General features: G+C 29.4%; 18 protein-coding genes. 6 read left to right on the plus strand and 12 right to left on the minus strand.

All coding sequences use genetic code 11. The features are described from left to right. Nucleotides 1-24: 24 nt before the first annotated feature. The 5 genes from RCH18_RS12375 to RCH18_RS12395 all read right to left on the minus strand — a co-directional run bounded on the left by RCH18_RS12375 (nt 25) and on the right by RCH18_RS12395 (nt 5,615). Complete coding sequence (locus RCH18_RS12375) at nt 25-1,101, minus strand: hypothetical protein (protein WP_326937072.1); 1,077 nt, start codon at nt 1,099-1,101, stop codon at nt 25-27. Nucleotides 1,102-1,104: 3 nt separating this feature from the next. Continuing rightward, nucleotides 1,105-2,091, minus strand: a complete 987-nt coding sequence (locus RCH18_RS12380) for a glycosyltransferase family 2 protein (RefSeq protein ID WP_326937073.1) — start codon at nt 2,089-2,091, stop codon at nt 1,105-1,107. A 208-nt stretch (nt 2,092-2,299) separates the two neighbouring features. Beyond that, nucleotides 2,300-3,280, minus strand: coding sequence for a hypothetical protein (locus tag RCH18_RS12385; protein WP_326937074.1), 981 nt, complete (start codon nt 3,278-3,280; stop codon nt 2,300-2,302). Between the two features lie 36 nt (nt 3,281-3,316). After that, nucleotides 3,317-4,294: a glycosyltransferase family 2 protein gene (locus tag RCH18_RS12390; protein ID WP_326937075.1), complete on the minus strand. Its 978-nt coding sequence runs from the start codon at nt 4,292-4,294 to the stop codon at nt 3,317-3,319. A 37-nt stretch (nt 4,295-4,331) separates the two neighbouring features. Further along, a complete protein-coding gene (locus tag RCH18_RS12395) occupies nt 4,332-5,615 on the minus strand; it encodes a polysaccharide biosynthesis protein (protein WP_326937076.1) in 1,284 nt (427 codons plus the stop codon). A 703-nt stretch (nt 5,616-6,318) separates the two neighbouring features. On the opposite strand from RCH18_RS12395, the gene RCH18_RS12400 reads away from it, so the two are divergent. Further along, nucleotides 6,319-6,786 carry a UpxY family transcription antiterminator gene (locus RCH18_RS12400; RefSeq protein ID WP_326937077.1) on the plus strand — a complete coding sequence of 156 codons (468 nt, stop codon included), beginning with the start codon at nt 6,319-6,321 and terminating at the stop codon, nt 6,784-6,786. Nucleotides 6,787-6,877: 91 nt separating this feature from the next. Here the strand turns inward: RCH18_RS12400 and RCH18_RS12405 are convergent, their stop codons facing one another. The 6 genes from RCH18_RS12405 to RCH18_RS12430 form a co-directional block, all read right to left on the minus strand. Beyond that, nucleotides 6,878-7,081 carry a helix-turn-helix domain-containing protein gene (locus RCH18_RS12405; protein ID WP_326937078.1) on the minus strand — a complete coding sequence of 68 codons (204 nt, stop codon included), beginning with the start codon at nt 7,079-7,081 and terminating at the stop codon, nt 6,878-6,880. A 92-nt stretch (nt 7,082-7,173) separates the two neighbouring features. Beyond that, nucleotides 7,174-7,404 (minus strand): helix-turn-helix domain-containing protein, encoded by a 231-nt coding sequence (locus RCH18_RS12410; protein WP_326937079.1) that lies wholly within the window; start codon nt 7,402-7,404, stop codon nt 7,174-7,176. A gap of 1,328 nt (nt 7,405-8,732) precedes the next feature. Beyond that, entirely contained in the window at nt 8,733-11,174 is a 2,442-nt protein-coding gene (locus RCH18_RS12415) for a fibronectin type III domain-containing protein (RefSeq protein ID WP_326937080.1), read from the minus strand. Then, nucleotides 11,171-11,908 (minus strand): hypothetical protein, encoded by a 738-nt coding sequence (locus RCH18_RS12420; RefSeq protein ID WP_326937081.1) that lies wholly within the window; start codon nt 11,906-11,908, stop codon nt 11,171-11,173. Before RCH18_RS12420 ends, RCH18_RS12415 begins: the two co-directional genes overlap by 4 nt. Nucleotides 11,909-11,912: 4 nt before the next feature. Next, complete coding sequence (locus RCH18_RS12425) at nt 11,913-12,410, minus strand: T9SS type A sorting domain-containing protein (RefSeq protein WP_326937082.1); 498 nt, start codon at nt 12,408-12,410, stop codon at nt 11,913-11,915. A gap of 711 nt (nt 12,411-13,121) precedes the next feature. Further along, complete coding sequence (locus RCH18_RS12430; protein WP_326937083.1) at nt 13,122-14,045, minus strand: ketopantoate reductase family protein; 924 nt, start codon at nt 14,043-14,045, stop codon at nt 13,122-13,124. Between the two features lie 136 nt (nt 14,046-14,181). On the opposite strand from RCH18_RS12430, the gene uvrA reads away from it, so the two are divergent. After that, nucleotides 14,182-17,013, plus strand: coding sequence for an excinuclease ABC subunit UvrA (gene uvrA / locus RCH18_RS12435; RefSeq protein ID WP_326937084.1), 2,832 nt, complete (start codon nt 14,182-14,184; stop codon nt 17,011-17,013). A gap of 308 nt (nt 17,014-17,321) precedes the next feature. Continuing rightward, nucleotides 17,322-17,687, plus strand: a complete 366-nt coding sequence (locus RCH18_RS12440; protein WP_326937097.1) for a DUF559 domain-containing protein — start codon at nt 17,322-17,324, stop codon at nt 17,685-17,687. 245 nt (nt 17,688-17,932) lie between these two features. On the opposite strand, the gene RCH18_RS12445 is transcribed toward RCH18_RS12440, so the two are convergent. Continuing rightward, nucleotides 17,933-18,283: a heavy metal-associated domain-containing protein gene (locus tag RCH18_RS12445; protein WP_326937085.1), complete on the minus strand. Its 351-nt coding sequence runs from the start codon at nt 18,281-18,283 to the stop codon at nt 17,933-17,935. An 895-nt stretch (nt 18,284-19,178) separates the two neighbouring features. Between RCH18_RS12445 and RCH18_RS12450 the strand changes: the two genes are divergently transcribed. The 3 genes from RCH18_RS12450 to RCH18_RS12460 all read left to right on the plus strand — a co-directional run bounded on the left by RCH18_RS12450 (nt 19,179) and on the right by RCH18_RS12460 (nt 20,882). Continuing rightward, nucleotides 19,179-19,907: a TIGR00730 family Rossman fold protein gene (locus RCH18_RS12450; RefSeq protein ID WP_326937086.1), complete on the plus strand. Its 729-nt coding sequence runs from the start codon at nt 19,179-19,181 to the stop codon at nt 19,905-19,907. A gap of 180 nt (nt 19,908-20,087) precedes the next feature. Then, a complete protein-coding gene (locus RCH18_RS12455) occupies nt 20,088-20,429 on the plus strand; it encodes a hypothetical protein (protein WP_326937087.1) in 342 nt (113 codons plus the stop codon). A 177-nt stretch (nt 20,430-20,606) separates the two neighbouring features. Continuing rightward, nucleotides 20,607-20,882: a hypothetical protein gene (locus RCH18_RS12460; protein WP_326937088.1), complete on the plus strand. Its 276-nt coding sequence runs from the start codon at nt 20,607-20,609 to the stop codon at nt 20,880-20,882. Nucleotides 20,883-20,957 lie beyond the last annotated feature (75 nt).

A 20,957-nucleotide genomic window follows, 5' to 3' on the forward strand; every position in this document is an offset into this window, starting at 1 on the left:
TTGCGATGTTGAAATATGTTTCAATTATGAGATAAGCGTAATAAATTGTTTTCCCATCAATTCTAAACTAAAATGCTCTATCTTAAGTGGACTTAATTTTAATGCGTTTTTTTTATAATTAATAATTTGAGGTATACAATATTGTCCTCTGAGCGGAGTCCATTTACGAGCAATACAAATTGTATTTAACTGATGTTCTCTATAAGCAGCATAAACACCGCTTTTTTCAGTTTGAAAATATGGTGTTGTAGATATACCAAAAGTACTTTCTAATAATACCCTTGATATAACATCTTCTGATTGTTTGCCCAATATTGTACAGGAAATATTTTTTTTATTAAGAACCGCTATATAATTATTTATTTCGGATCCATTTTCACCAATAAAAACAAATTTTATCTCCCTTTTTATATTTTCCAATAAATTAATTAAATCATCAATGAAATCATTAAATGGAGCTCCAGGATGAATGGTTCCAAATAAGACGAATTGCATAAATTCTTTACTCTCACTTTTTAATACTTTTACTGGTATATTTCCACAAATTGGCAATACTCCCACCTTAATATTATTTAATTCCAATAAGGATTGGTATAATTTATTTTGTGTGCTTAAAAAATCAGATTTAATACTTTGTACTATTAAAGAAACTAATAGTTTTTGAACACTACCAATAATTTTATGTTTAGCCGAAGATTCATTGTCCATACCAATCCATAATTCATGAAACATAATATGCCATTTATGTTTACCTTTTAACTTCTTTAAATAGAATGGCAACCAAAAAGGAAGCCCTTGCTTACTAAAGCTATAAGGAACAAATTGCAAACTAATACAGTCAGGAATAGTTTTGTCTATAACTTCATTTGTTAAGATCAATCTAGCTTTATAACCTGTATCTACACTAATTCTATAAACATTTACATAGCTATTTTCACACTCTTGCACTTCTTTTGTAAAACTATTGATATAAGAATCGTATAATGCAATAATTTGACAGCCATGTCCTACTCTAATAAGTTCAGCTGCTAAGCGGCGAGTATAATCTCCCACCCCATCACGCCCACGTTCCAGAGAGCCGCAAATAAAAAGTATGTCCATAATTTATTTACGTATTTTTCGAACTAATGAAGTAATAATATTGCTGATAGCAAAGGTGATGTCTACTAAATAGATCCGCAATAATGTAGGTTTTTTAATTTGCTCAGTAGGAATTCCTTCAATTTTTAAATCAATCGCTTTTAAACGGCATTTTTCCCAATCAAATTTCCAAATAGGTTCATTAAAAAATCTTTTTGTGCCCCATTTTTGAAACAATTTTAAAACTTCAAAATCCATATAATAATAAGACTCTTCATTGAATTTTTTAAGATTGATGTGCAATTTGTCATAAGCTTCAAACCATAATGGATTTATTGCCTCATATTCACCATTCAAATAATTTTTTAAAGAATAATAACTATATATCAATCGTCTTAATCGAAGTCCGCTTGACTTATTGATATTTTCTAAAATACAATAATATCTATTTTTACTAAACTGAATATTTGGTCTTGCAAAACACAGGTGTAAAAATAAAATGTCGTGTATTACTATTTTGGATGCATGTTGTGGAATCGGAATTCGGGTACTATGAATCAACGTTGGCTGATGTTCTGAATCATCATCTTTAAAGCCTAGAGGAAAACCGTCCTTATATCTAAGTGCTTTCGAAAATTGAAATAATGGCGTAGGCTTATCAAAGAAAAATACTGTACCTAAAGGTGCCTGCTTCATTATTTCCCAACCTGCAGCGTTAATACTATCGGCTGATATTATTTCATCAGCATCTAAGGCTAATAAAAGATTTCCTAATCCGTATAACTCTCTTGCCTTCGCTATTAATATTTTTTGCCTTTCGGCTTCATTAAAATTTAAATTATCATTTTTTATAAGAACTACCTTTTCAAATTTTGAAGCAATTTCTATAGATCGATCAGTTGAATTTTGATCCGCAATAATAATATGATCCGCAAATAAGGAACAGATTTGTAGAAATTGATCTAATATCCAATCCTCATTTCGTACTGGCGTTAAAACTATAACCTTCATTTTTTAAAAGAATTAATTTCCAAACTTTAATTTGAAGATTTTTATTTTATAAACAAGCTTAATTTGAAAACAACAATAATTCTTTAGATAATGTAAAGCGGTTACAAAGGATTTTAATTATTATTTTTAATAACTGTTATTTCTTAAAAAAAATTGTTTTCGATTATCACTAACATATTAGCTTTATTGCAGCATTTACTAGTAACACTTAGGTCTTATAAAATCTACCAATAAATTTAGCTATATTCATTTCTGCTTTTTTTCGTTTAATTTCCCAATTTGAATGCGCTAAAATAGGATGGTTTTTATTTGACCAGTAAGCAGTATCTAAGCTTCGTGGTGGTCTCCCTTTGAGTGCGGCCAACAAATATTTTTTTTGCCATGGTTTGCTTGGTCCTATTGCATGATGCATCATAATTTTGCCAGGAACAAACCCCATCCCATTTTTCCCTATATAACTAATAGTGCCATTAAATACTTCAATTGTTGCGTTTAAGGCATCCTGATCAGAAGTGTCAAAATAATTAAAACCATCCATTTCCTTTATGCTAGAGCTATAAATTTGCTGAGAAAATATTGATTTATCTAATCCGCCAATTGATATTGCCATTAATTCTTGTAAATTAATCCATAACTTTAAAAAAACAATATCTTTTTTTATTAGTCCAATAAAGCCTCCATTTACATAAATGGAGTTTACAAATTTTAAAGTAACGTTATATTTTTTATAATAATTTCGCCAACCCACTCTTCTAGGATGGTATTCTTGTAAAGGTGAATTAACATCTTCACAAACTGCCACGCCACACTGAACCCATTGCTCGAAGCAAGACCACACATCAGAAATGACTATATCAGGATCAAAATAAAATAATGCTTCTGTATCTTCCGCTGGACCTTGCCATAATTCCAACATAAAATCAGGCTTGTAATTAGTTAAACTGTTACTAGTAACTAAGGGTAAAAAAATAAGTTTAAAATCATCAGCAGTATTTATTACAATTGCATCGTCCCATTTTCCAATTTTTTCTTTATTCCCTTTTATTATCCAATCTGGAAGTTCACCCTTATATCCCACATAAATTGTTCCTCGAAAACCAGAATTATAAATTGAGTTAGAAAGTGTTGCAACTCCGTGATGATAGTGTCCTTCAAACAAGGTGCAAATTGAGGAAGTCAGTTTTTTCATTACGAATAATAAAAATTAAAAAATTTTGGCATAATTTTATGAAGCAGGGTAATAACCTGATTTTCTTAGCAGTCGACCGATATTATAATAAAGTGAGGAAGATGTTGATGCATTTAATAAATTTCTGAGTAACCAGTCACTTTCTATTAATTTATGTGATTCTGTAATAAAATAATTAGTTGTTTTTTCAGCGTTCAAAATGCGGTGATAGTAGACTGTTCTACTCTTGTAATCGTTTATTAACCAACTCAATACTACCCCTTTTGCTCTTCTCACAGCTTTATTTGACAATGATTTGTCCACTGAAGATAATTGTTTACTAGCTAATATAAACATTAAAGGCCAACAATCAGTAGTAATGGATTGCGATTTGACAGCATCTTGATCAGGATGACGTCTCCAATAGTTTATCGTTTGTGCCACCGCATATAAATTTAATGACATTGCATTAGAATAAATCCATAACCAATCATTACCACTATGCGTTTTAGAAACAATTGGAAATTGAAGCATTTTAGATTTACGCATTATTGATAAAACTGGAAAACATGGGCCATTGTTTATCGCATCTCTTAATAATATAGTTCCCTCCATTCTGCCATTCTTGAATTTGCGGTGTGAAACTGCATCGGATTTATGATCTGTAAATGTTGTGAATGATCCGAAAAAGACATCTATATCGGCATTTTTTTGATAAGCTTCATTAAATAATGTAAAAGCATTTGATTCTATTAAGTCATCACTGCATAAAATTGATACAAATTCCGAATGAGCCTCTTGTATACATTTATTCCAATTAGCAAATAAACCAATATTTTCAGTGTTTTTAATATATCGTATTCTACCATCTTTAAATGTATTGCAAATTTCTTTAAACATCTTATGATTTGAATGATCGTCAATGACTAACACTTCAGATACTCCATCAACTGAAAGAGCAGATTCTAAAGCATTTGCAAAACCTAAAATTCGCATATAAACAGGTATTGCAATTGTATAAGTTGGTATGATCATTTTAGTTCTAAACTATTTATTTAATTAAAAGTCAACATTAATTACTTAGTCTTAGAATTTTTTTAAAAGTATACCCTCCATAAATTAGAATTCCCCAAAACGAACTATATAAACTCAAAAGCAGAACGCCGTTTAAAGTGGAAACATCTACAAAAAATAGTGGAAAAACAGTTCCAATAACATTAAGTATCATCATCAAATAAGGATTGATCACCCATCCTCGTGAGGAAGAAAAAGAAATAAAAACACTAATACCTAAATTTACACATCCAATTACTACACTTAAGATCATTTCTTTAGACAAATTTTCATAAGAACTTCCTAATATTGATAGTATTTGAACTGGAAACAAAACAGCTAATATGATTATTATTGCACTAATAAGTAGCACTATAATAAAGGTATATAAAGCTTTTTTAAATAAATTTTTCCTTTTAGGTTCTAATCGAGCAAATCTTGGAACTATTAAAGTATTAATTAAAACACTAATTATACCTAATAAAACAGTTAATCTTCCTAATGCACCTAACTGAGCAACCGCAGTCGAGTTTCCAAATACAGAGATTAACCAAATAGTGATCTGACTAGAGAAACAAAAATATACTGCACCAGGAAGTATTCTTTTTACTATTATTAAAATTTCTTTCTGAACTTCAAGGTCAATTTGTTGCTTACTATCGATAAATTTTTCAGCAATAATTCGCAATTTAAAGTTTCCATAAATTCGGGGAATACTACTTGCTAATATGGCAATAAATGCCCAAGGAAATATAAACATTGTTAAACCGATTAACAACAATCTACCAAGGCTCACTGTTAACTGATTTTTTTGTAATGCTGAAATATCTTGATGCAACTTAGGAACAATTTCTAACAAAGAATCAGATAAAGCAGCAAAAAAAGCAGGTATTAAGGAAAGTATAATTAATATAGTTATTAACCACGATGCACCATTATTGAGTAGCAAATAAAATAATATAGGTGTAGCAATTATGAGACTTCCTAAAGCAAATTTTCGGCGCAAAGCAAGCCCAGTTATTAATACAGCGCCCAACTTTTCTTTATTCTGCCATACTTTAGCTCCCTGAGCCATAACACCTGTAGAAACTCCTCCATCAGCTAGGACAGTCATGGTTCCTAACATTGTATTAGCTAATGTATATAATGCATATTCTTGTATTGATAATAATCTAATAATTAAAATACCACTTGTAAATCCAACAGCCTGAACGATAATTTGCGCTGAACCTGTTATACTAATTAATTTAATCCAATATAGCGCTTTGTCATACTGTGGGTATTCCTTTATATTTTTTAACATAGATAAGGTCTCAACTAACGATGTTTTGCTATTTCCTACTATTGAAAGCTATTGTGAATAGTATAAAAAGAATATTTTAACTTATAAAATTCAACTATTTATGAAACATAACAAAAATTTTATTCATGTAAAGTAAGTATTATTTATAAACTAATTTTAAAAATACTACAATATATATTAACGATTACTAATCTCATTTTAAGTCAATCTCTATAATCACTAAAAGTACGATATACTTTATAAATTGGATACGGGTACCCCTTGAATAGTTACATTTTACTACTCATAAATTAAAAAATATAAAATTTGTATGTGATCTTTCAATTTTTAAAAAACCATATAAGTGTTTATTTCGCTTCGCATTTTATACGATAATGAAAATAATAATTATAAGATCAAATTTAGATTAGATTTAATCTTAAAAAATCAAATTTTCGTCACTTAATATCCTAAATAAGGACAAATGAGGCTTAAAATAGTAATTCAAATCATGAAACTAAATTTAATTTTACAAACACATTGTTACACGAGTAGGAGCAAAAGATAAAGCTGGAAGAAATTAAGTTTTATTATATTCTTTTTAATAAACTATTAAATAATATAATTATATCTCACTTATTTTAAAGCAATTGAAATTGTAACAAGTTTTACTTAATAAAAAAAATGAAATAATTAGTACTATAAAAACTAAAAAAATAGAAATATGAATTGGTATGTAGTTTACACTAAACCTAAATGGGAAAAAAGAGCAACTGAACAATTAACACGCTTTGGAGTAAATTGTTACTGTCCTTTAATAAAAAAAATACAGCAAAGATCAGACAGAAAAATAAAGGTGGAAGTGCCCTTGTTCAATCATTATATATTTGTTCAATTAGCTGAAAAAGACAGAAGTCAAGTTTTTCATTCACCGGGAGTGGTTCGATACTTGTTTTGGCTAGGAAAACATGCTGTTGTAAAAGACAAAGAAATTGATACTATAAAAGAATGGCTTGAAAGTGGAGATACTGCTACTGAAATCACTGTAATGCAGTATCAAATAGGAGATAAAATTACTTTAAATTCAGGTCCTTTTTGCGAACAGCATGCTGTGGTTAAAGATATTACTAAAACACATTATGTTCTAATTTTAGAATCCTTAGGATATGTGCTAAAAGTAAAACACAAATAAATAAGAAAGTATTTTTTATCATCAATTGAAAGTATAGCGCTTTCACTTTACTTTTATAAATTAAAGGTGGTTCACTGATGATGTAATATTTTTAATTTTCCATTTTAAAAATTTCACTTTCTTTGATACCTAAAATTTTCACAAGTCTGTCAAGTTTTGATAGTTTTAAATCAACAATTCCTTTCTCAATGTTTTTGTAATTCTTAACACTCATCTCCATTTGAATCGCTATAAATTCTGGACTATAATTAGATTGCATTCTGTGCTCTTTAATTTTTAAATAATAGTTTTCCATAGTTTTATATTTTTTTGATTCTTGTTAAGTACGATATTAAAATTTTGGCTGCTACTTAACTTTTAAAATCCATTGCAGCTTAGTACAATGCCTCATTTACTCTCATTAAAAAATATTGAAACATCAAATTTAAAAACAAACTCAGTTGACACTTCTAATACTTTTGAGATTTCAATTAATTTTGAAACTGTCAGATCCACATCTCCTCTTTCAATTTTACCATAACCACTAGCGCTCATCTTTAACTCAGCAGCTACATATTCTCTGGTAAGATTTTTTAATTCTCTAATTTTTCTTATATTTTCATATACACTATATTTCATAAAAAATAGATAAATAATTCTAGTAGATTAATATAATAGGATTTAAAATCAATAATAATAAACAGTATTTCGAACTTAACCATAAATTCAAATGAGTTCAAGTAAACTTTAAATACCGTTTAACATCGATTATTCTACATTATTGGCTAAAATTATATAACAGAGTTTCATTTAAAAAATAAATCTGTTCAAAGGAATTTTAAATCCGTTTAAGTACATTATTTAGTGTAAAGCCTGATTTTTGGCCCTCTTTGCGTAAAAAAGTAATACCAGAAGATCATTATAGAAGGTCAAAAAAATCTAATAATATTTTACAATAATTTAATACATTCAATTAACTTAGTCGAGATATAGGAGTAAGTCAGATGAGGGATTACAGCTAAAGCTACTTAAATTGAAAGAGAAATTTTCGAAAAAAAGTTTTAAAAACACAAAAACAGTCTAGTTGTAAAAAGATTATAGTTATAACTAGAAAACGGCATTGTAATCAATAAATACTGGAGGATTGTTTGAACATAATTTTAAGTAATAGATGAGAAAGTTTCTCCACCATATTTATCTAAGTATAGTAAACTTTAAATATTTAGCTAAACATTAGAATTAAAAAATTTCCAAAGTTTAGCTTTGTTTAATGAGGTATTGCTCTGAAGTAGCAAGATCGAAACCTCTAGAAAAGTAAAACTTTATCGCGTAAATATAGGTTGAAATTACAATGCAAATAGATAGCAGTGGTTGTTTTATATGCTTATTGTGGTGATGAATAATAATGAATAACATACTATTTGCTACTATCTATTATTATTTAGAAAACTTTAAGCACTCCTTTTATAGGTTTATTCACAAACTTTAACGAGTGTATATAATTTATCAAGGCATTTGAATTAATATCACAAATCAAAGAGGTTTTAAAAAATGATTAGTATCAAAAATATCTTGTCAGAGTTTTTAAAATTTTTTGCGTCAGTTAAAAATGAGAATGGCTCACTATAAACTTAAAAAATACAGCGGATATTTCAATTCGTTTGGGTGCCCTAAGTTTTCAAGCTTTTAGAAGAAAAATTATTTCTGTCGCACTAATAGTATAAATACTAAAATGATATAATTTTATTAATAGTTAATTTGCTATGGTAATTTACCAAAATTTCAAGGTTTTCAATTCTATTTTTATTTCAATTGATAATGCAATATTAAAATTACATAGCATATAAAAATTGTTTTGTATAATTTAATCCATACAAATAATATTTACGCTATTTATAAACACTTATTTTAAAGCAATATAGCTGTAATAATACTTCTCAAGTAAGTACTATTATTCGCTTAAAATATTAATGTTTAACTAAAAGTTGAGGAAAAGGATTAGAATCTTTATTAATTATTACCGTAGGAATTCCGCCCTTCACTTTTACAATTAATTTATTCAAGGCAGGCTTTGATTCAAATTTACAATTAATATAAATTGAATTTTCTACTCCAAAACCTTGATTTTCTGGAATAACAGTTAAAAAACTACCAGTAATAACTGAGTTAACTACATGATTGTTTATTTTATTATAAATAACAGGTGAATACAATGGTGAGTTATCTAAAAAATTGCAACCTTCTATATTACTATTAACGGCGGAAACAGTTGATCCGGTGATCTTGTTATTAAAAAAGTCAGAACTATAAATTGAAATTGCATTACTTTTTATAATATGATCACCACTGAAATTAGTAAAGTCACTATTCGCGATCAGAGAATTATTTTGTCCTTGCATGATAAATGCCTTTTTACCTCCATCAAATATACAATTTACCCATGCATTTAAATTATCAGCTCTAGTAGCCAGCAAGGAAATTGCCGTGTCGCAATTTAAAAACTGGTTTTTATAAAACATTGTCTTATCGACATAAGCTGAGGTTAGCTCGCCACTATTCCCGATCATAGGTTCTTTGAAAAATCCTATTTTGGAATTAATAAAACTTACATTATCCAAAAAACAATTATCAAAACCTCCAGTTTTATTTAAATGTATTCCAAAGTTTTGATCTCTAAATATTACATGACTCATGTATTGGTAAGCAATATTCAATGGACCATATTCCTGTGAAGCATATATTCCTGTACTTCCACCTTGTAATGTCAAATTTGCTATTGTGAAATTACCATCAAATCCAGTGGTTAAAGATAGCAATGGGAAATCATCCGTTAAACCCACTATTATAGTTTTCCCACTACCTTGACCTACAATACCATGTTTAAAATCCAGAGGCATTAATAGTGTAGAACCAATATAAAAAACACCAGCAGGTAATTCAGCAATACCATTTTTATTAATTAAGTCCTGTATAAAATCTTTTTGATCTGGTTTACCTTCTCTATGTGTTTTCCAGTTTTCACCCATTGGATCAGGTAATTTGACCATCTTAGGTCGTTTCCAAGTTGTACGTTGCGTTCCAATCAAAGTACTGGCGAGAGAATTTACTAAGGCATTATCATTACTAGTTGCGGTTTGTTCAACTCCATTATAAGTAATCGCATTACTACCCTCTACATTACCTAAAAAATCATATCCGATTGTTTTTCCTGGCGGTCTATCATAGAATTTAATTCCATTTATTAGAAACATATCAGTATTTTTGGATAAAATTCCTTTAGTGCCGTTATTAGTTTCACCTAACACAAATGCATTTTTAGCATCAATGTCAAAAGAACGGGTTTTAAAAGTTGATCCACCATTTCCACCACCAAAATCAGCAATTTTCAGATCGTCTATATTTTGAGCAACAAATAAAGACTTTGAACCTTTACCCATATAATTCCAACTCTCAGAATCTACACCAACAAATGTAGCTGATTGCAAAACAGAAATATCTGTTACATCGCCATGTGGGGTTCTAAAGTTAGTATGTAAGTTTACATTTCCGTAGCTAGGTGTTACAAGATTTCCTTTCATTACAAGCATATCAGCAATGGTCCCTATTTGATGCTTAATAATCTTGTTGTTTCTAAAATAACCTGATTGACTGCAATCAAGCCTAATAGCTCCTTCAAAATTTAAAATTGTGTTGTCAACCAATTGTACATTGGTACCTTTCAAAATAGCCCATTTTATAGTTTTAAAAGTAAAACCGGAAATAACTCCTCCTGCTTCTAAGGTAATAAAACAATCAATAGGAGCTAGATTTTCTAAATGCACATTAGAACTTCCTGCTGCGATTTTAATATTTGAAACTCTAGTTAATGAAGGATGACCATATAATTTTTGATTACTACGCAATATAATGTCAGTACCAGTATAATCACCTTTTTCTAGTCGCACCGATTTATATTGATCTAGTGCCTGTTGCAGGGTTGCTTTTTGTGATATCGGTAATAAATAAGCGTTGAAATAGGCTATTTCCTCTTCTTGATTATTATTTATTAATACACTATTCGTAGTAAATACTTGAAAATTACTATCACCTGATATTTTCCCTGACAAATCAGTGGCTCTTATTGTTAATGAATATGAAGTTTCAGAGGTTAAGCCAGTTAACGTATATTTAGTTGCAGCACCAGCTGAGGTAGCCAGTAAATTGCTATTATTATAAATCTTATATTCTAAAATTGGGTTGTTAGAATTAGGAGCAATCCAGGACAAGTTAACACTATTAACTGTAATATTATTTGCTATCAAACTTGTTGGAGCACTAATTAGATCAACTTGTGCTTCTTCAATTGCATAATTGTAATTTTGAGAAAAAACTACTGAAGTCAGTAATAAAAAAAAAATTAAATATTTCATTGTCCCGAAATTATATAAGCATTCTCGCTTATTTTTCTAAGAAATCCAAATCGCACATTACCAGCAATACTAGTAAATTTAGCAATACCATTTTTAATATAATTAATGGAAACACCTTCAATTGCTTGTATTGTCAATAATGCTCCATTGTGAGCTTCTAAATTAATTACATCACCTACTTCCATACTATTAAATCCAGATGTCAATAATAAAATAGATGATTTTGTGCACTCAATTGTATTATTTATATCTAACGTACTAATATTTCTAGAAGTTGCTAATGAATTAATTTTAGCTTTATAACTAAAGGCACCTTTTGAACTAACTAAATTTTCTGCTGTTTTTGCATGTAAAGCATAAGGCACGCTTAATAACTGTGTATTTCCAATAATATTGTAATTAGTACCTCCAGCTAGATCTACTTGTGTTTCTATAAAATAAGGACCCTTTTCCCAAGCAATTTTATCAAAATTCCCATTTAAATTCTTTCCTGTTCCAATTTCTAAAGTTACAAGACCATTACTATTTGTTCTAATAGAATGATTCTCTTGATAGACAGTAGTCCCACTGATGGAACCCTGATGTATTACAATTTTCAAATTAATATTTGAATTGATTGCTAAAGTATTATCCTGCAGTCTGATTATTGCCTGATAGCTCATTTTCTCTGGTGATTGTGCAAATACATTTACAATCGACGTTACAAATAATAGTACGATAAACGTTAATTTCATTATTTTAATTTTTTATTACTTTAAAGGTTTTAAGAACTTTATTATCACAAAATACACTGAAAATATAGATCGCTGATTTAAGATCAGCAAGATTAATTTGAGTAGTCAGATCTTCAATTATATCTTCTCTCAAAAGTCTTCCCTGTAGATCATAAAGATGATAAAACTGCTTTCCTTTTTCTGAGTTGAAATCCCCAATATTTAAGTTTACAATATCGTTTACAGGATTAGGAAAAAGTAAAATTTCATTTTTAATAACAATACTATTTTCTTTTATTGCTAAGATATTGTCAATGTTAAAGTGTTGTATTCCTTCAGCGAGTGTATAATCTGTAAGTCCTGTATACGTGTAAAATACTTGTCCTAAAGAATAGCTAACTGTTCCAGAAGTCCCAGTAGCATTATTACCCGAAGTATTAATTGTCATCATCAAATCACCATCACTGATGAGATTATAATTTTGACTTCGACATGGAGAAAAGTAACAAATTGTTATTAGCAAAAAAACATTTAGCAACCAAAAATTTTTAATCTTCACAATATTTATAACTATTAGTAGGTGTATTAATAATTTACAAATAAATAGAAATTAAACATTAATACCGATAAAGTGCGTAATAAATCCGTTGAAATACATCTTTTACACACTATTAATAGTTTATTCCCTATATTTAAAAACAAATATAGTTCAAGCATTAATTTTTAGTAAATCAATTAATACAAACTAGAGGATTAGAATGATAATTCTAATTTTTAAAATATTCACATTATGTCAATAATTAAAATATCAATTTATTCTATTTATTTCTCAAAATTTATGTGGGTTATTTTTTAAAAATAATGTATTATCTTATAGTAAATTAAGATGAACCGCTATAGTTTAGGGCTGGTAGGAATAAAGATTGCATTTTAATTTTAAAGAAATTTTCTCAAGATAAAATTATTTATGTTTAATGCTAAAACAAAAATTTTTTGGTCTTGCGCCTAAGTTAGTGCAGAAATTAAAGTAAGAAGGACTTATATAGAAAGATAAATTTTATAGCAGTAAAAAATAGTGCGTTATTTAAATAATAAATTAATACAAAAAAATTAAGTTTTGCTCTAATTTTTTAAAATGACTTTCAATTTTACCAACGTTAAAATTAAAAGTTTTAGTGAGCAAAAATTACAAAATAATGTAATCCATTTAGGCACCTTGAATCAACCAATACTATTATTTTTTGGACAATTTATCCAAAACCATTTGATAAGTTGGAGTTTCAACCTCATACTTTGCTCCTTCATTAACAACAAACTCCACTAAGGAATATAACTCTATATTTCTTCCTTTTAATAAATCTCTATGCATTGATGAAGTGGCATCAAAAGGAGATTTTTCGAGTTTTAAGATACTTTGTATTATAATATCATTGGGTAAATCCAATCCTTTTATGGCGGCAATCAAAGTAATTTCATTTAATAAATCAATATAAAATAATCTACTCTTTTTAGTATTTAAAATTTCACCAATATTTTGATTCAAATAACAAGTCGCTGAAGCCAAAGTTGAAATGAAAATAAATTTCTCCCAAACGGTTTGTTCTATATTTTCAACCAAATAACTTTCAATTGCTGCGCTTTTAAAAATAGAATGTAACTTATTTAAGGTTGCAATAGGTGCCATTGTGGAGCCAAAAAATAGTTTTTCGTACGTACCTACTTTCTTAATAACTCCTGCAGAAACAATCATAGAAACTATATAAACGCAAGCTTGTAAAACTTCATTTTCAGGAAACAAAGTACTAATTCGCTCTGGAGCATCTACACCATTGTATAAGGGTAAAAAAACTGTATTTTTAGTAATGCATTTTTTTATAAAAAGTAGACTGTCATCAATATGATATGTTTTTGTACAACAAATAAGAAAATCTAATTTTCCAATTACATCTGGATCATTAGACACTAAATCAGGGAATACAATTATTTCATCAGTATCTGTAATAATTTTTAATCCGTTTTGTGCGATTGCTTTTTGCATATCGCCTCTTGCAATAAATATTATTTCTACAAATTTTGAATTTGAATATGCTTTCGCTAATAATCCACCAAAATATCCTCCCACTCCACCAATACCGATAACTCCTATTCTTATTTTCATAAAAAACTAAAAAAATTAACTTACTAAATTATCGATTTCTGATTTATTCAAAAGTACAAAATCTTTAACATAAACTTCTAAACTGTTGTTATAAAAGAACAAATCAAAGTGGTAACTTTGCATTTTTGCAAAAATTATGTTAGATAAAGATAATACTATTGAAGTTCAAGGTGCTCGCGTTCATAATCTTAAAAATATTGATGTTTCTATTCCTCGTGAAAAACTAGTGGTAATCACTGGACTTTCTGGCTCTGGGAAATCTTCTCTCGCTTTTGATACTATTTATGCCGAAGGGCAACGCCGATATGTTGAAACTTTTTCGGCTTATGCTAGACAGTTTCTTGGCGGATTAGAACGTCCAGATGTTGATAAAATTGACGGACTTTCGCCAGTAATTGCCATAGAACAAAAAACTACCAGTAAAAGCCCACGTTCTACTGTGGGAACCATAACTGAAATTTACGATTTCCTACGTTTGCTTTATGCTCGTGGGGCCGATGCTTATAGTTATAATACGGGAGAAAAAATGGTTTCGTATTCTGATAATCAAATTAAAGAATTGATTATCAAAGACTTTACAGGAAAACGTATTAATATTTTAGCACCTGTAATTAGAGCTAGAAAAGGTCATTACGCTGAGCTTTTTCAACAAATTGCCAAACAAGGTTTTCTCAAAGTACGTGTTAATAATGTCGTTGTTGATATCACTTCAGGAATGAAATTAGACCGTTATAAGACGCACGATATTGAAATTGTGGTGGATAGAATGGTTATTGACGAAAGTCCTGAAAATGAAAAACGTTTGAGTGAAAGTATTAATACCGCCATGCATCATGGTGAAAATGTATTGATGGTACTCGATCAAGATTCTAATGAAGTGCGCTACTTTAGTAGAAATTTAATGTGTCCAACTACTGGAATTTCATATCAAAATCCTGAACCTAATTTATTTTCATTTAATTCTCCAAAAGGAGCTTGTGAAAACTGCAACGGTTTAGGAACTATAAATGAAATTAATGCGAAAAAGATTGTACCAAATTCCAAATTAACAATCAAAGCAGGAGGTTTTGCTCCTTTAGGCGAATATAAAAGCTCTTGGATTTTTAAACAACTTGAAATCATTGGAGAAAAATACGGTTTCAAATTAACAGATGCCATTGATAAAATTCCTGCTGAAGCCATGGAAATGATATTGAATGGTGGTAAAGAAAAGTTTACCATTAATTCAAAAGATTTAGGGGTTTCTCGTGAATACAAAATTGATTTTGAAGGTATTTCTCAATTTATTAAAAATCAGTTTGAAGAAAGTACATCAACAGCAATTAAACGCTGGGCAAAGGAATTTATGGACGAAATTAAATGTCCAGTTTGCGAAGGGTCTCGACTAAAAAAAGAAGCTTTATTTTTTAAAATCAATAATAAGAATATTGCAGAATTATGCAACATGGACATCTCGGATTTGACAGCTTGGTTTAATGATCTTGATAAACATTTGAGTGATAAACAAAAACGCATTGCCACTGAGGTAATAAAAGAAATTAAAGATCGTCTGAACTTCTTGATGAATGTAGGTTTAGATTATTTGGCTTTAAGCCGAAGTTCGAAATCATTATCTGGAGGTGAGGCACAACGCATTAGATTAGCAACCCAAATTGGTTCACAATTGGTGGGTGTTTTATATATTTTAGACGAACCTAGTATTGGTTTACACCAAAGAGATAATGAAAAATTAATTCATTCTTTGGAACAATTGCGAGATATTGGAAACTCAGTTATCGTTGTTGAGCATGATAAAGATATGATTGAGCGTGCTGATTATGTAATTGATATTGGGCCAAAAGCAGGTAAATTTGGTGGCGAAATTATTAGTAAAGGTACACCCGCAGAAATCTTACAACACCATACCATTACAGCGATGTATATCAATGGCGAAATGAAAATTGAAATTCCAAAAAAACGTCGTGAAGGAAACGGGAAGTTTTTAAAACTTACTGGAGCGACAGGAAATAACTTGAAAAATGTTTCAATTGAATTGCCACTAGGCAAGATGATTTGTGTTACAGGCGTTTCGGGTAGCGGAAAATCAACTTTGATTAATGAAACGCTTTACCCAATTCTGAATGCTTATTATTTTAATGGTGTCAAAAAACCAAAGCCTTATAAAAAAATTGAAGGATTAGAACATATTGATAAGGTTATTGATATTGATCAAAGTCCAATTGGCAGAACTCCGCGATCAAATCCTGCAACATATACTGAAGTTTTTACAGAAATTAGAAATCTATTTACAATGACTTCTGAAAGTATGATTCGAGGGTATAAAGCAGGACGTTTTAGTTTTAATGTAAAAGGTGGTCGTTGTGAAACCTGCGAAGGCTCTGGAGTGCGTACCATTGAAATGAACTTTTTGCCGGATGTTTATGTAGAATGTGAAACTTGTCAGGGAAAACGTTTTAATAGAGAAACATTAGAGATAAGATATAAAGGAAAATCAATTTCAGATGTGCTGAATATGACCGTTGATGAAGCGGTTCCGTTCTTTGAATTGATTCCAAAAATCTATCGCAAAGTAAAAACAATACAAGATGTTGGTTTGGGATATATTACACTTGGACAACAAAGTACTACGCTTTCTGGTGGTGAAGCCCAACGAATTAAATTAGCAGGAGAATTATCTAAAAAAGATACTGGAAATACGTTCTATATTCTTGACGAACCTACTACAGGATTACATTTTGAAGATATTCGAGTTTTGATGGAAGTGATTAATAAACTTGTTGATAAAGGGAATACTATTTTGATCATTGAGCATAATATGGATGTGATTAAATTAGCGGATTATATTATTGACATTGGTCCAGAAGGCGGAAAAGGTGGCGGACAACTAATTGCTAAAGGAACACCAGAAGAAGTTGCCAAAAGCAAAAAAAGTTATACTGCGCAGTTTCTAAAAAAAGAATTAGCATAACATTCATGTCGCTGGAGTGTGCTGGTGGGGCGCGGGGTTATTCCTTTTGTAATCAAATTATTAAAATTATTGTTGATGCCTCCTACTTCCCCTCCACTGGAGGGGTGCCCATAGGGCGGGGTGGTTTTTCTTTTTTAACTATAAAATAATCCTATTTTTTCCATAAATTTACTCGCAATTACTACGCATCAAAAGATAAAATAATTTTAACGTAAAAAAGGCAACTTATGGAAAAAGATTACCAAATCACAGCTTACATCAACAATAATCAGATCTATTGAAATTTCGCTGAAAACTTACCACATAACATTAATCTAAAAACTAGAGCGCGAGCATTAAGAAAAGCGGGAGTTTTATTAGAAATAATTTATTTGTTACAAGTTCACAAAGGAAAATTTTGGAATATAGATTTTGACAGGCAAAGAATCATAGGTAATTATATTGTTGATTTTTACGTCAAAACCTTTAGATTGATTGTAGAAATTGACGGTCTTAGTCACAGTAACAAAGAGCTATACGACCAAAAAAGAGAAGATTATTTCGTTTCCTTGCAGTTCAAATTTTTCCGAATTCCCAACAATAGGATAAAACATGATCTCAATGATGTCATGATCAAATTAGAACACAATATCGTGAAAGAATTTGAAACCAAAATGACTCGGAATAGAATGTAGTATTGAAAACTACATTGTTATTTACATAATGTCATTGGCTCGCGCATCAGGATATTATTTTTAGATTTCGTGTTTAAGGTCAAATGATCGTATTTAGTACGTTTATATATTTAAAAAGATTTTTTTAAATACTCATAAAATAATTACTGATTTTCGTAAATCTTAACAAAACATTTTTTAGTAATTATTTAATTTTTACATTAAAAAAATTGCGCATTCGTTTATTCTTAAATCTAACTTTACATCTATACTTTTTTACAACAATCGTCTAGTTGACTTACTCCTGCCGCATCAGCTTTAATTTCGTCGGCATCATAACCCATTTTGGAAATAGCACCTTTAATATTTGCCAAACTTGTTTTTTGAGAATTGTAAAACACAGTAATTGTCATATTTTTTTCATCAAGCTCGTACATTTTTACGCCTTTAATTTTCAGCATATTAGTTTGAAAATTTCCTCCACAAGTTTCACATTCTTTACAATGATCACATACAATATTCGTTTTTATAACTGCTTTTTGATTTTTCTTTGTTTCTTGAGCGTAGCTAGAAATGGTGAAAAGACTAAAGAAAAGAATTATTATCAAGTTTTTCATGAGATTAAGTTTTTCTCAAATATATTAAATTTATTATTACGGCTCGCTAGTTTAACAAAGTTGTAACAACAACATTGTCTATAAATAACACCGCTTTCTGGAAATTTTTTTAGAAGAAACTGCATCCGGGGAAAGTTTAATGGAATACTATTTTAGTTTAATGTATTAAACTGTTTTCAATTATTGCATGAATAATGAAAAAGTAAGATTGCTTTCTTGTGAGTCAAGATCATAAAATTTAGAATTCTCATCCAAACTAAAATTAATCCCAAAGTTGTAACTGGAGGAAACAAAATAAATTTGTTTTTCTAAATTATACAAGAATTATTGGGCCTTGAATTCCCGCAAAATATTTTTTTAAATGAACTTATACACCTCAAGCAATAAAGCTAAGTATTCAAGATATTTAATACTAGAATGAATAATTCTCCTATTTACTGTTAATTAAAGTATCTTAAAATGAATAATGAGATGCATTTACACATATAAAAAATCTAGTTTTTTTACTTTAAATCAAAAAAAAAGATTTCAATAGTATAAAATTATCATTTGATTTCATTTCACTAAACCGTTTTTATTTACGCTTTAGATAAAGTTAATTGTATGACTTCAATAAAGTATGGTGGTGTAGTATAAAAAAAGAAGAAAGAAAAAAAATTGGAAAATGACACAACGAAATTCTTAGAAAAAGAAGTACTTTAGTAGACTGATTTTAGCCCTGATTGTAGTGGAAATCCTTTTGAATTAGTGGTTATTTTTTCTTGAAATAACAAAGCGACCAAAGGAAGCTCTTGTAATTTCTTAGAAAAAAAACCAGTAGCTCAAAAGATTGAAACGCAAAGCAGGAAAAGCTCCAATAAAAAATAAAAAGTATAATTAAAAAAAATAGTATACGATGAGAATAGAAGATTTTGACAATGATGATGATAAAATAATCCAAGATCGAATGAAACAAAAGACTTGGAATGAGATTAGAACGAATGACAGCTGGGCGATTTTTAAAATTATGGCTGAGTTTGTAAATGGATATGAGAGAATGGGACAAATAGGTCCTTGTGTAACAATTTTTGGATCAGCGAGAACAAAACCAGATGCACCAAATTATTTATTAGCGGAACAAATTGCTTATAAAATTAGTAAAGCGGGTTATGGTGTAATCACTGGCGGTGGTCCAGGAATTATGGAAGCAGGCAATAAAGGTGCTCATCTTGGTGGTGGTGCTTCTGTTGGACTCAATATCGAGCTGCCTTTCGAGCAACACTTTAACCCTTACATTGATCGTGATAAGAATTTAAATTTTGATTACTTCTTTGTCCGTAAGGTCATGTTTGTCAAATATTCACAAGGTTTTGTCGTTATGCCTGGTGGTTTTGGAACATTAGACGAGCTCTTTGAGGCCATAACTTTAATTCAAACTAAGAAAGTAGCCAAATTTCCAATAATATTAGTAGGCAAAGATTTTTGGTCAGGATTAATTGACTGGATTAAAACAGTATTAATAGAAAAAGAACTTACGGTAGGTGCTGATGATTTAAATTTAATTAAAATTGTCGATGGTGCAGATGAGGTAGTTGAAATTCTTGATAAATTTTATAAAAAATATGATTTATCTCCTAATTTTTAATTTAAAGCTGTCTTAACGACAGCTTTTTTTTTGAGGCAAATTGAAATTTACAATTGAATAATAGCTACATTTAATGACCTTAGTCATAATGCTAACTGCTTGAAAATATTTCATAAAATCTTTTTTGTTTCTCTTGTTTTGATGATCTGTTCAAAACAGTATGCTCAAAACTATTCTAAAATGGAGGTTACACTTGATCCTAAAAGTAAAGTGCTATATATAAATCAACAGCTCACTTTTTTTAACCAAACCAATGATACTTTAAGAATAATAGTTTTAAATGATTGGAACAATGCATATTCAACTAAAAACACTCCATTAGCCAAGCGCTTTTCTGATGAATTTTATAGAGGTTTTCATCTAGCAAAAGAGCAAGAGCGGGTAGGTACTGCTGATTTACTAATACGTAGTAGTGAGCAAACCATAGATTACGAACGTTCTGAAAAAAATCCAGTTATATCATTTTACAATTACAAAAACCACTTTTCCTTCACAAAAAATAACAATCAGCCTACCTTATAAAACTAAAATTCCCACTGCTAATTTACAAAATACGGATACCATTCTAATTGTGGATTTACATTAAAAAATTGGTTTATTACACCCGCTCGTTATGAAGCCCATAGTTTTATAAAGAACAGTAATTATAATTTAGACGATATTGCTAATGCTGTAAGCGATTTTGAAATAGATTTAAAATTGCCAGCTGCACTCGTTGCTATTACTGATTTAGAGTGTTTACAATCCTTTGAAATAAACGGATTTAAAAATTACCATCTTTCAGATACAAATAGACCTGATTTTACTTTAATAATACAACCTAATGTGAATTTCATAAGTTATAAAAGTAAATCAGTTGAGGTCCTTACTGATTTAGTAGATAATAATTTAAATGATATGCAAAAAGCAATCGTAATTGATAAAATTGTTGCTTTCACTAAAGATTTGATTGGCGATTATCCTCATAAAAAATAGTGATTTCTCAAATTAATTATGAACAAAATCCATTCTATGGTTTAAATCAGTTACCATCAATTTTAAGTCCGTTTC

It is taken from the genome of Flavobacterium sp. PL11 (genome assembly GCF_035985025.1).
Taxonomy (GTDB): Bacteria; Bacteroidota; Bacteroidia; order Flavobacteriales; family Flavobacteriaceae; genus Flavobacterium.

Bases quoted from the DNA above. Each gene is read 5' to 3' on its own strand.
- RCH18_RS12375 (WP_326937072.1), bottom strand. From the start codon at position 1,101: ATGGACATACTTTTTATTTGCGGCTCTCTGGAACGTGGGCGTGATGGG.
- RCH18_RS12380 (WP_326937073.1), bottom strand. From the start codon at position 2,091: ATGAAGGTTATAGTTTTAACGCCAGTACGAAATGAGGATTGGATATTA.
- RCH18_RS12385 (WP_326937074.1), bottom strand. From the start codon at position 3,280: ATGAAAAAACTGACTTCCTCAATTTGCACCTTGTTTGAAGGACACTAT.
- RCH18_RS12390 (WP_326937075.1), bottom strand. From the start codon at position 4,294: ATGATCATACCAACTTATACAATTGCAATACCTGTTTATATGCGAATT.
- RCH18_RS12395 (WP_326937076.1), bottom strand. From the start codon at position 5,615: ATGTTAAAAAATATAAAGGAATACCCACAGTATGACAAAGCGCTATAT.
- RCH18_RS12400 (WP_326937077.1), top strand. From the start codon at position 6,319: ATGAATTGGTATGTAGTTTACACTAAACCTAAATGGGAAAAAAGAGCA.
- RCH18_RS12405 (WP_326937078.1), bottom strand. From the start codon at position 7,081: ATGGAAAACTATTATTTAAAAATTAAAGAGCACAGAATGCAATCTAAT.
- RCH18_RS12410 (WP_326937079.1), bottom strand. From the start codon at position 7,404: ATGAAATATAGTGTATATGAAAATATAAGAAAAATTAGAGAATTAAAA.
- RCH18_RS12415 (WP_326937080.1), bottom strand. From the start codon at position 11,174: ATGAAATATTTAATTTTTTTTTTATTACTGACTTCAGTAGTTTTTTCT.
- RCH18_RS12420 (WP_326937081.1), bottom strand. From the start codon at position 11,908: ATGAAATTAACGTTTATCGTACTATTATTTGTAACGTCGATTGTAAAT.
- RCH18_RS12430 (WP_326937083.1), bottom strand. From the start codon at position 14,045: ATGAAAATAAGAATAGGAGTTATCGGTATTGGTGGAGTGGGAGGATAT.
- uvrA (WP_326937084.1), top strand. From the start codon at position 14,182: ATGTTAGATAAAGATAATACTATTGAAGTTCAAGGTGCTCGCGTTCAT.
- RCH18_RS12445 (WP_326937085.1), bottom strand. From the start codon at position 18,283: ATGAAAAACTTGATAATAATTCTTTTCTTTAGTCTTTTCACCATTTCT.
- RCH18_RS12450 (WP_326937086.1), top strand. From the start codon at position 19,179: ATGAGAATAGAAGATTTTGACAATGATGATGATAAAATAATCCAAGAT.
- RCH18_RS12455 (WP_326937087.1), top strand. From the start codon at position 20,088: ATGGAGGTTACACTTGATCCTAAAAGTAAAGTGCTATATATAAATCAA.